Annotated in this window: 9 protein-coding genes and 1 other RNA gene; all 10 read left to right on the top strand. The window is 71.1% G+C overall.

Going from position 1 to position 11,175, the window contains the following annotated elements:
• Window positions 1-2: 2 nt before the first annotated feature.
• The 10 genes from rnpB to murG all read left to right on the top strand — a co-directional run bounded on the left by rnpB (window position 3) and on the right by murG (window position 11,157).
• Window positions 3-367: RNase P RNA component class A (gene rnpB / locus OP498_RS02950), an RNA gene on the top strand.
• A gap of 52 nt (window positions 368-419) precedes the next feature.
• Complete coding sequence (gene rsmH / locus OP498_RS02955) at window positions 420-1,376, top strand: 16S rRNA (cytosine(1402)-N(4))-methyltransferase RsmH (protein ID WP_280546704.1); 957 nt, start codon at window positions 420-422, stop codon at window positions 1,374-1,376.
• Between the two features lie 8 nt (window positions 1,377-1,384).
• Window positions 1,385-1,711 carry a cell division protein FtsL gene (ftsL, locus tag OP498_RS02960; RefSeq protein ID WP_280546705.1) on the top strand — a complete coding sequence of 109 codons (327 nt, stop codon included), beginning with the start codon at window positions 1,385-1,387 and terminating at the stop codon, window positions 1,709-1,711.
• A complete protein-coding gene (locus tag OP498_RS02965; RefSeq protein ID WP_280546706.1) occupies window positions 1,708-3,423 on the top strand; it encodes a penicillin-binding transpeptidase domain-containing protein in 1,716 nt (571 codons plus the stop codon). The genes ftsL and OP498_RS02965 overlap by 4 nt, the downstream gene beginning before the upstream one ends.
• 25 nt (window positions 3,424-3,448) lie before the next feature.
• Window positions 3,449-4,984: a UDP-N-acetylmuramoyl-L-alanyl-D-glutamate--2,6-diaminopimelate ligase gene (locus tag OP498_RS02970; protein WP_280552422.1), complete on the top strand. Its 1,536-nt coding sequence runs from the start codon at window positions 3,449-3,451 to the stop codon at window positions 4,982-4,984.
• Entirely contained in the window at window positions 4,981-6,360 is a 1,380-nt protein-coding gene (gene murF, locus OP498_RS02975; RefSeq protein ID WP_280546708.1) for a UDP-N-acetylmuramoyl-tripeptide--D-alanyl-D-alanine ligase, read from the top strand. The genes OP498_RS02970 and murF overlap by 4 nt, the downstream gene beginning before the upstream one ends.
• A gap of 9 nt (window positions 6,361-6,369) precedes the next feature.
• Complete coding sequence (gene mraY, locus OP498_RS02980) at window positions 6,370-7,452, top strand: phospho-N-acetylmuramoyl-pentapeptide-transferase (RefSeq protein ID WP_040187547.1); 1,083 nt, start codon at window positions 6,370-6,372, stop codon at window positions 7,450-7,452.
• A gap of 38 nt (window positions 7,453-7,490) precedes the next feature.
• On the top strand, window positions 7,491-8,867 hold the full coding sequence (gene murD / locus OP498_RS02985; protein ID WP_280546709.1) for a UDP-N-acetylmuramoyl-L-alanine--D-glutamate ligase: 1,377 nt from the start codon (window positions 7,491-7,493) through the stop codon (window positions 8,865-8,867).
• Window positions 8,864-10,072: a putative lipid II flippase FtsW gene (gene ftsW, locus OP498_RS02990; RefSeq protein WP_280546711.1), complete on the top strand. Its 1,209-nt coding sequence runs from the start codon at window positions 8,864-8,866 to the stop codon at window positions 10,070-10,072. The genes murD and ftsW overlap by 4 nt, the downstream gene beginning before the upstream one ends.
• On the top strand, window positions 10,069-11,157 hold the full coding sequence (murG, locus tag OP498_RS02995; protein ID WP_280552424.1) for an undecaprenyldiphospho-muramoylpentapeptide beta-N-acetylglucosaminyltransferase: 1,089 nt from the start codon (window positions 10,069-10,071) through the stop codon (window positions 11,155-11,157). Before ftsW ends, murG begins: the two co-directional genes overlap by 4 nt.
• Window positions 11,158-11,175: the final 18 nt, after the last annotated feature.

The following is an 11,175-nucleotide window of genomic DNA, read 5'->3' on the forward strand; positions in this document are numbered from 1 at the left end:
CGGGAGTTGGCCAGACAGTCGCCGCCGCTCTGGCCTTCGGGCCGGGGCGGGGGAGGAAAGTCCGGGCTCCACAGGGCAGAGTGCCAGGTAATGCCTGGGCGGCGTGAGCCGACGGAAAGTGCAGCAGAGAGCAGACCGCCTACGTCTCCCTCGGGAGGCCGGCAAGGGTGAAAGGGTGCGGTAAGAGCGCACCGCGCGCCTGGCAACAGAGCGTGGCACGGTAAACCCCACTCGGAGCAAGACCAAATAGGAACCCCATGACGTGGCCCGCGTCGGGTTCGGGTAGGTTGCTTGAGGGCCCTGGTGACACGGCCCCTAGAGGAATGACTGTCCACGACAGAACCCGGCTTATCGGCCGACTCCCTTTATTCGAATACTGCCGTTTCGTACGGCCCCTCAGCCCCTCGAACGAGAGTCACATGCCGTCATCCGCCCCTGAACAGCCCGCCCGCGGCTTTCGCCATGCCAGCGTGCTGCTCGATGGCGCCGTGGAGGTGCTGGTCCACGACCCCGAGGGCGCGTACCTGGACGGTACCTTCGGCCGCGGTGGCCATTCGCGCGCCATCCTCGCGCGGCTGGCCCCCGAGGGCCGCCTGCTGGCCATCGATCGCGACCCCCAGGCCGTCGCCGAGGCCGTGGCCATCGACGACCCACGCTTCACCATCGAGCAGGGCGAGTTCGCCCGTCTCGGCGAGATCGCCGATCGCCACGGCCTGCATGGCCGGCTGGCCGGCGTCCTGCTCGACGTGGGGGTCTCGTCACCCCAGCTCGACGATCCCGAGCGGGGCTTCAGCTTCCTGCGCGACGGCCCCCTGGACATGCGCATGGACCCCACCCGCGGCGAGAGTGCCGCGGGCTTCCTGGCGCGGGCCAGCGAAGGCGAGATCGCCGCTGTCTTCAAGGCCTATGGCGAGGAGCGCTTCGCCCGCCGCCTGGCCCGAGCCATCGTGGCGCGGCGCGCCGAGCGCCCCTTCGCGCGGACCGCGGATCTCGCCGAGGTGGTCAAGGTCGCCCATCCCGCCTGGGAGAAGGGCAAGCACCCGGCGACCCGGGTCTTCCAGGCCCTGCGCATCCAGGTCAATGGCGAGCTGGAACAGCTCGATACCGCCCTCGAGGCGGCGCTGGAGGCCCTTGCTCCGGGCGGCCACCTGGTGGTGATCAGCTTCCACTCGCTGGAAGACCGCCGGGTCAAGCGCTTCATTCGCGACCACGTGCGTGGCGACATCGACCTGCCGCGCGGCATCCCGATCCGCGACGACCAGCTCAAGCGGCGCCTGGCGTCGCTGGGCAAGGCGCATCGTCCCTCTGCCGAGGAGGTCGAGGAGAACCCCCGTGCGCGCAGTGCGGTGATGCGTGTGGCGCGCAAGCGATACTGAGGTCGGTCATGGCACAGGGGCGATCCGCGGCAACCTCCTCGTTCGGCTGGCCCCTTCGCCTGGGGGCATCGCCGCGGCTGCTGCTGGTCGCCTTGCTGCTGACGGCCTGCCTGGGCTCGGCCCTGGCGGTGATCACCACCAGTCACCTGATCCGTGGCCAGTATGCCCGCCTGCAGCAGCTCGAGCGCGAGCAGCAGCAGCTGCAGACCGAATGGGGACAGTTGCTGCTCGAGGAGAGCGCCTGGTCCTCGCCCGCCCGCATCGAGCGCCTGGCCCAGGAGCGCCTGGAGATGCGCCTGCCCGACATCGACGAGGTCGAGGTCATCCGGCCATGAGCGCCGACCCCCGCAGCGGTGTGACGCCGCGTCGGCCGCCGCCCATGGCACCCATGGGCCGGCTGCGCTACGGGGTGATGATGACGCTGGTGCTGGCGGGGCTGGCGCTGCTGACCGGCCGCATCATCGACCTGCAGGTCTTCGACCGTCCCTTTCTGCAGGGGCAGGGCGATGCCCGTACCCTGCGCACCGACACCATCCCCGCCCATCGCGGCATGATCACTGACCGCCACGGCGAGCCGCTGGCCATCTCTACCCCGGTGGTCACCCTCTGGGCCAATCCCCAGGACCTGCCGGCCGACGACATCCAGCGCCTGATGCTGGCCAGGGCCCTGGGCCAGGAGCTGGATGCGCTCAACGAGCGCATCACGCGCTACGCCGAGCGCGAGTTCATGTACCTCCGCCGTCGCATGACGCCGGAGGCGGCCCAGCAGGTGCTGGACCTGCGCATTCGCGGCGTCCACGCCCGGGAGGAGTACAAGCGCTACTACCCGGCGGGGGAAGTGACCGCGCAGTTGCTGGGGGTGACCAATATCGACGACCTGGGTCAGGAGGGTCTGGAGCTGGCCTACCAGCATCACCTCGCCGGGGTGCCCGGCAAGCGCCGGGTGCTCAAGGATCGCCGCGGCCGCCTGGTGCGCGACCTGGCGCTGCTGCAGGAGGCCCAGCCGGGGGGGAATCTGACCCTGGCGCTGGATCAGCGCCTCCAGTACATGGCCTATCGCGAGCTCAAGGCGGCGGTGGCCGAGCATGACGCCGATGGCGGCATCGTGGTGATGCTCGATGCCCGCAGTGGCGAGGTGCTGGCCATGGCCAACCAGCCCTCCTACAACCCCAACAATCGCGCCGGACTCGACACCCAGGGGTTGCGCAACCGGGCCATCGTCGACACCTTCGAGCCTGGGTCGGTCATCAAGCCGTTGGCGATGGCCGCCATGATCGAGAGCGGCAAGGTGCCGCTGGATACGGTGGTCGATACCTCGCCGGGCTGGATGGTCATCGACCGTTTCACCATCAAGGACATCGGCAACTACGGCAAGCTGACCCTGTCCGGTATCCTCGAGAAGTCCTCGAACATCGGCATGTCCAAGCTGGCGCTGCGTCTGGACGACCCGGTAGTGCCGGCGACCTACCGGGCCGTGGGCTTGGGGCAGAGCCCGGGGACCGGCTTCCCTGGCGAAGCGACCGGCAGTATCCCGGCCCCGGTGCGTTGGTCGAGCAGCCAGTGGGCGGCCCTCGCCTACGGGTACGGCCTCTCGGTCTCGGCGCTGCAGCTGGCCAGTGCCTACACGGCGATTGCCAACGACGGCCGGCGCCTGCCGCCTTCGCTGCTCAAACTCGGCCAGGCGCCGGCCGGCGAGCCGGCCATCGACCCGGGCGTGGCGCGGCGGATCCTGGGGATGATGGATAAGGTCGTCGAGCCCGGCACCGGCGCCCGCCGGGCACTGGTGCCGGGCTACCGGGTCGCCGGCAAGACGGGGACCGTGCGCAAGACCGATGCCGGCGGGTATCAGGAGAAGGTCTACCGCGGCCTGTTCGTCGGCATCGCCCCCGTCTCGGACCCGCGCATCGTCACGGTGGTGATGATCGATCACCCGCGGGGCGACAGCTACTACGGCGGGGCGGTGGCGGCGCCGGTCTTCTCGCGGGTGGCCGGCAATGCCCTGCGCCTGCTGGACGTGCCACCGGATGCCCGGGAGCCGGATTCATGAGCGCAAGCCCTGGGGAGGAAATGCGATGCAGCTGACCGCCGAGCGACTCGAGACGGGCCTGGTCGGGCTCTGGCCCGGCTGTCGCCGTGCCCTGGCGGATATCACCCTGCCGGAGGCCGTCCGGCTGGTGCTCGACAGCCGTCGACTGACCGCGGGCGACGTCTTCGTAGCGGTGCCGGGGGTGGCGGCCGACGGCCGCGACTTCATCCCGGCGGCCCTCGAGGCCGGCGCCTCGCTGGTGCTGGCCCATGACGACGGTGCCCCCGGGCCCGACGACCCCCGGGTGCTGTGGCTGACGGGGCTGCGCGAGGCCCAGGGCGAGCTGGGCCAGGTCCTGTTCGCCGTGCCCCGGGACCTGGCGCTGGTCGGGGTCACCGGCACCAACGGCAAGAGTTCGGTGACCCACTACCTGGCAGAGCTGAGCCAGGCCCTCGGGGTGGACGCCGGCCTGGTCGGCACCTTGGGGCACGGCCGGCCGGGGCGCCTGGCGGCCGGCCGGCTGACCACGCCGGGCCCCCTGGCCCTGCAAGCCGCACTGGGCGAGCTGGCGGCCGACGGCGTGCGCCGGGTGGCCATGGAGGTCTCCTCCCATGCCCTGGAGCAGGGCCGCCTCGATGGCTGTCGCGTGCATGCGGCAGTGTTCACCAACCTCAGCCGTGACCACCTGGACTACCACGGCAGCATGGCGGCCTATGCCGCTGCCAAGGCGCGGCTGTTCCGTCGCCATGAGCTCGAGCTCGCGGTGGTCAACGGGGACGACCCGCTAGCGCGCCTGATGCTCGCCGGCGTGCATCGCCACGTGCGGGTGCTGGGCGTGGGGCAGGATGCGTCGGTGACCCTGCGCGTCATCGACTGGGTGCCGCATGCCGAGGGTCAGCGGGCGCTCATCGCCACGCCGGAAGGGGAGCGGGTGCTCGAGCTCGGGCTGATGGGCCGCTTCAACCTGGACAACGTGCTGCTGGCCATGGCCACCCTCTTCGGCCTGGGCCATTCCCTGGAGGCACTCTTCGCGGCGGCGGCCGACCTCGCCCCGGTGCCCGGTCGCATGCAGTGCCTGACGCGGCCGGGCGGCCCCACGGTGGTCATCGACTATGCCCATACCCCGGACGCCCTCGACAACGCCCTCTCGGCGCTGCGGGCCCACCTGCCGGGCGACGGCCGGCTGTGGTGCCTGTTTGGCTGCGGCGGCGACCGCGACGCCGGTAAGCGCCCGTTGATGGCCGCCGTCGCGCGGCAGCGGGCCGACCGGCTGGTGGTCAGCGACGACAACCCGCGCAGCGAGGACCCGGCCGCGATCCGTGCCCAGATCCTCGCGGGCCTGGGCGATGCGCTGTCACGCGAGGTGCTCGAGGTCGACGGTCGCGGCGCGGCCATCGCCCGGGTGCTGGCCGAGGCCGCACCGGACGACGTGATCCTGATCGCCGGCAAGGGCCACGAGGCCTACCAGGAAGTGGCCGGGGTGCGCCAGCCCTTCTCGGACCTGGCCGAGGCCGAGCGGGCGCTGGATGCCCGTAGTGCCGCGGCGGGCGCTGAAAAAGGCGCGGGGAAGGAGGCCCCATGAGCCGCTGCGGTCTGACGACCCTGGCCGAGGTGGCCGAGGCCCTGGGCCTGCCGGCCCCGGCCGTCGACCTGCCGATCGGCGCGATCGTCACCGATACCCGGCGGCTTACCCCTGGTAGCCTGTTCGTAGCGCTCGCCGGCGAGCGCTACGATGCCCACGACTTCGTGACCCAGGCGCGCGAGGCGGGCGCCGTGGCGGCCGTGGTCGAGAGGACAGTGGAGCGGCCGATGGCCAGCTCGTTCTCCCAGCTGGTGGTGGCCGACACCCGGCTGGCCCTGGGGCTGCTGGCGCGTGCCCGGCGGCGAACCTGGGGCGGCCCCCTGGTCGCCGTGACCGGCAACAGCGGCAAGACCACGGTCAAGCAGATGCTGGCGACCCTGCTTGAGCAGAGCGGGTCGACGCTGGCCACCCAGGGCAACTTCAACAATGACATCGGTGCGCCCCTCACCCTGCTGGCGCTGGAGCCCGGGCACCGCCAGGCGGTGGTGGAGCTGGGCGCCAATCATCTCGGCGAGATCGCCTGGACCACGGCCCTGGCCGAGCCCCGAGTGGCGGTGATCACCAACGTCACCGGGGCCCACGTGGGCGAGTTCGGCGGTCTGGGCCGGATCGCCCAGGCCAAGGCGGAGATCCTGGCCGGCCTGCCGGCCGATGGCGTGGCGGTGCTCAATCGCGACGATGCCTTCTTCGCCACCTGGGCGAGCCTGGCGGCGCCCCGCGAGGTGCTCGACTTCGGCCTGGATCCGCGGGCGCGCCTGAGAGGTGAGACGCTGGCCTGCGACGCTCTCGGGCGCTATGCTTTCACGCTTGTCCTGGACGGTCGCGAGCTCGGACGCATTAGCCTGGCGCTGCTGGGACGCCATAACGTGGCCAATGCCCTGGCGAGCGCAGCCGCGGCCCTGGCGATGGGGCTCTCTGAGGGCGAGGTGCTGGCCGGACTCGAAGAGGTGGCTCCGATGTCGGGCCGCCTGAATGTTGTCGAGGGCCTTCGTGGCGCTCGGTTGCTGGATGATACTTATAATGCCAACCCCGGTGCGGTAAAGGCAGCGCTCGATGTTCTGGTGACGCTGCCCGGGCCGCACTGGTGCCTGCTGGGTGCCATGGGAGAACTGGGGGGCGAGTCCGACCGGCTGCATGCCGAGCTCGGACACTACGCGCGGGAACGGGGAATCGATTTCCTGGGCACCCTCGGTGAGCCGGCGAGGCCGGCCAGCCGGGCCTTCGGCGAAGGCGGGGTCCATTTCGACGATAGGAAGGCGCTGATGCGCCACGTCCTCCACCATCTACCGCCCGCGGCCAGCGTGCTGGTCAAGGGCTCACGCAGTGCCGGCATGGAACACGTCGTGGCGGCACTGCGTGCGGATGCTTCAAGGTGAACGCGATACATGCTGCTCTTTCTGGCTGATTTCCTGGCGCAATTCCAGACTGCCTTCAACGTCTTCAACTACCTGACCCTGCGCATGATCCTGGGGACCCTGACTGCCCTGGTGCTCTGCCTGTGGCTCGGGCCGGTGATGATCCGCCGCCTGGTGGAGCGCCAGATCGGCCAGGCGGTGCGCGACGACGGCCCCCAGTCCCACCTCTCCAAGGCCGGCACCCCCACCATGGGCGGCGCGATGATCCTGATGGCCATCGCCGTGAGCACCCTGCTGTGGGGCGACCTCACCAACCACTACGTGTGGCTGGTGCTGGCGGTGACCCTGGGCTTCGGCGCCATCGGCTGGGTGGATGACTACCGCAAGGTGGTGGAGAAAAATCCCCGAGGCTTGCCGGCACGCTGGAAATACTTCTGGCAGTCGTTGATCGGCGTGGCGGCTGCGGTGCTGCTCTACGTCACCGCCGCCTCACCGGTGGAGACCAGCCTGATCGTGCCGCTGTTCAAGGAGTTCGTGCTGCCCCTGGGGGTGTTCTACATGGTGCTCACCTACCTGGTGATCGTCGGCAGCTCCAATGCCGTCAATCTCACCGACGGCCTCGATGGCCTGGCGATCATGCCCACGGTGCTGGTGGCCATGGGCCTGGCGGTATTCGCCTATGCCACCGGCAACACCGTGTTCGCCGACTACCTGCAGATTCCCTTCATCCCCGGGGCGGGCGAGCTGGCCGTGTTCTGTGCCACCATTGCCGGCGCCGGTCTGGGGTTTCTGTGGTTCAACACCTACCCGGCCCAGGTCTTCATGGGCGACGTCGGGGCCCTGGCACTTGGGGCCGCTCTTGGCGTGGTGGCGGTGATCGTGCGCCAGGAGATCGTGCTGTTCATCATGGGCGGCATCTTCGTCATGGAGACCGTCTCGGTGATCCTGCAGGTGGGCTCCTACAAGCTCACCGGGCGGCGCATCTTCCGCATGGCGCCGTTGCACCACCACTACGAGCTCAAGGGCTGGCCGGAGCCGCGGGTCATCGTGCGCTTCTGGATCATCACCGTGGTGCTGGTGCTGATTGGCCTGGCCACCCTCAAGGTCCGCTGATCCCCAGGGGTCGCGTCGCCATCCGCAAGGAGCTCAACATGGTCAAGGTGCCGAAGGGAACGACGCTGGTGGTCGGGCTCGGGCTCTCCGGGCGGGCCATCTGCCGACACCTTGGCCGGCTCGGTGTGCCCTTCATGGTCGCCGATACCCGCACCACGCCGCCGGGCCTGGCGGACTTCCACGCCGCCCACCCGGGCATCGAGATCCACTGCGGGCCGCTCACCGGCCTGGATCTCTCCGCGGTGGAGGAGGTGGTGGTCAGCCCCGGCGTCGACCCGCACACGCCGGGTCTCGAAGCGTTGGCGGGGCGCACCCGCGAGGCCACCGGTGAGCCGGCGCTGGTGGGGGAAATCGCGCTCTTCGTGCGCGCGGCCCGAGCGCCCATCGCTGCCATCACCGGCTCCAACGCCAAGTCCACCGTGACCACCCTGGTGGGCGAGATGGCCCGCGAGGCCGGGGTGCGGGTGGCGGTGGGCGGCAACCTGGGGACCCCGGCGCTCGACCTGCTCGAGGCGGCACCCGATGCCGAGCTCTTCGTGCTGGAGCTCTCCAGCTTCCAGCTCGAGACCACGCCCTCGCTCGGCGCCGAGACGGCCGCCTTCCTCAATCTCTCCGAGGACCACCTGGACCGCCATGGCGACATGGCCGGCTACCGGGCCGCCAAGCAAGGCATCTTCCGCGGTGCCCGGCACGGCGTGGTCAATGCCGAGGACCCGCGGACCTGGCCGGAGGGGCCGCTGCCGGCCCTGGACCGCTTCACCACCCGGGCCCCCGAGGGCAACGACTGGGGCATCGCCCGGCGCGCCGACCGTGACTGGCTGATGCACGGGGACGAGCCGCTGCTGCCGGCCGCCGAGATGCGCCTGCCGGGGCGGCACCACCAGGCCAACGCCCTGGCGGCGCTGGCCATGGGCCATCGCCTGGGCCTTCCGCTCTTGGCCATGATCGAAGTGCTGCGGCGTTTCCCCGGCCTGCCCCATCGTGGCGAGCTGGTGGCACAGGTCGCAGGGGTGCGCTGGATCAACGACTCCAAGGGCACCAACGTCGGCGCCACCCTGGCCGCCCTCGAGGGGCTCGGGCCGACCCTCGAGGGGCGCCTGATCCTGCTCGCCGGCGGGGTGGGCAAGGGGGCCGATTTCCACCCCCTGGCGGCGCCCCTGGCGCGTTACGGCCGCGAGGCGATCCTCTTCGGTCGGGATGCCGATCAGCTGGAGCAGGCCCTGCATGGCCGGCTGCCGGTGACCCGGGTCGAGGACCTGCAGGCTGCCCTGGCGCGGGCGGTGGAAATCGCCCTGCCCGGGGACTGTGTGCTGCTGTCGCCGGCCTGCGCCAGTCTCGACCAGTTCACCGACTACCAGGCCCGCGGCGAGGCCTTCCGCGGCGCGGTGCTCAAGCTGGCGGAGGCGACCCCATGAACCGGCTATCCCGCCTGCGCCAGCGGCTGAGCACCGCCGATCACGCCTTCGATGGCTGGCTGGTGTTGGCATCTTTCGCGCTGCTGTTGATCGGCTGGGTGATGGTGACCTCGGCGTCCAGCGAGGTGGCCTCGAGCCTCACCGGCAATGCCTGGTATTTCAGCCTGCGGCACGGCTTCTTCCTGCTGGTGGCGCTGGCCGCCGGGGCGCTGGCCCTGCGGGTGCCGCTGGCCTGGTGGAAGGCCAACGGCCCGCTGCTGTTGCTGGTGGGGCTGGTCCTGCTGCTGCTGGTGTTGCTGGTGGGGCGCGAGGTCAACGGCAGCCGGCGCTGGCTCTCCGTGCCGGGTCTGCCCTTCAACCTGCAGGCATCCGAGGTCGCCAAGTTCTGTCTGATCGTCTACCTGGCCGGCTACCTGGAGCGCTTCCTGCCCCTGGTGCGTCGCCAGTGGGGAGCCTTCCTGCGCCCCCTGGCGGTGATGGCGGTGATCGCGGGGCTACTGATCCTCGAGCCCGACTACGGTGCCGTGGTGGTAATGACCGGTGCGGTGATGGGCATGCTGCTGATGGCCGGTGCCCCTTGGGGGCGCTTCCTGGTGCTGCTGCTGCTGGTGGGCGCCCTCGGGGCGCTGGCCGCCGTGGCCGAACCCTATCGGATGGCGCGCCTGACCAGCTTCGCCGATCCCTGGGCCGACCAGTTCGCCAGTGGCTACCAGCTGACCCAGGCGCTGATCGCCTTCGGGCGCGGGCACTGGCTGGGCGTGGGGCTGGGCAACAGCGTGCAGAAGCTGTTCTACCTGCCGGAGGCCCACACGGACTTCGTCTTCGCGGTGCTGGCCGAGGAGCTCGGTCTGCTGGGCGCCATCGCCGTGGTGGGGCTCTTCGCCCTGCTGATCTGGCGGGCCATGGCGGTGGGGCGGCGGGCCGAGCTGGCCGGCCTGGCCTTTGCCGCCTACCTCGGCTACGGCTTCGCCCTGCTCATCGGGGCCCAGGCCTTCATCAATATCGCCGTGAGCACCGGGATGCTGCCCACCAAGGGGCTGACCCTGCCGCTGCTCAGCTATGGCGGCTCGAGCCTGGTGGTGAGCTGCGTGATGATGGCGCTGCTGCTGCGTGCCGACATCGAGACCCGCCTGGCCCGTCGCCGGGCCGGGCCCACGGCTTCCCGGGCGCCCTCGTCCGGCAGCACACAAGGACGCGCAACATGAGTCGACGCGAGGGACGTCGTGTCCTGATCATGGCCGGCGGTACCGGCGGCCACGTCATTCCGGCCCTGTCGCTGGCCCGCGGGCTGGAGGCGCGGGGCGTGCAGGTCGCCTGGCTGGGCAGCCCGCGCGGGATCGAGAACCGTCTGGTCCCCGCGGCCGGCATCCCGCTGCATCACATCGCGGTGAGTGGGCTGCGCGGCAACGGCCTGGCCGGCTGGCTGCTGGCCCCCTTCAACCTGGTCCGCGCGGTATGGCAGGCGGGCCGGGTGATCCGCGACGTCGATCCTCAGCTGGTGGTGGGGCTGGGCGGCTTCGCCAGCGGGCCCGGCGGCCTGGCGGCCTGGCTGGCCCGCCGGCCCCTGGTCATCCACGAGCAGAACGCCGTGGCCGGCCTGACCAACCGGGTCCTGTCACGCCTGGCGCGCCGCGTCTATGCCGCCTTTCCCCAGGCCTTCCCCGGCCGGGCCGAGGTGGTCGGCAACCCGGTGCGCGATGAGATTGCCCGCCTCGGCGAGGCCCCGCGGCGTGCAGGCGAGATGGCCGGGCGGCGCCTGCGGCTGCTGGTGGTGGGCGGCTCCCTGGGGGCGCAGGCCCTCAACGAGCGGCTGCCCGAGGCCCTCGCCCGGCTGCCCGAGGCCCGTCGCCCCGAGGTGCGCCACCAGGCCGGCCGCGACAAGGACGCGATGACCCGCGAGGCCTATGAGGTCCGGGGCGTGGCCGCCGAGGTGACGGCCTTTATCGACGACATGGCCGGCGCCTACGCCTGGGCCGATCTGGTGGTGTGTCGGGCCGGCGCCCTGACCGTGGCGGAGCTGGCCGCCGCGGCCAAGCCGGCGCTCTTCGTGCCCTTTCCCCACGCGGTGGACGACCACCAGACGGCCAACGCCCGGGCGCTGGTCGACGAGCAGGCGGCGCGACTGATGCCCCAGCAGGAGATGAGTGCGGCGACGCTGGCCGAGTGCCTGGTGTCGCTGCTGGACCCCGACACTCTCGCCACCATGGCGGCACGGGCCCGTGGCTGTGCCCATCTCGATGCCGTCGAGCGCCTGGTGGCCGGTTGCATGGAGACAGGCTTTGAGCGATGAGACCCTCGGACCGGTTCC

The organism is Halomonas sp. 25-S5 (assembly GCF_029889845.1).
Classification (GTDB): Bacteria; Pseudomonadota; Gammaproteobacteria; order Pseudomonadales; family Halomonadaceae; genus Halomonas.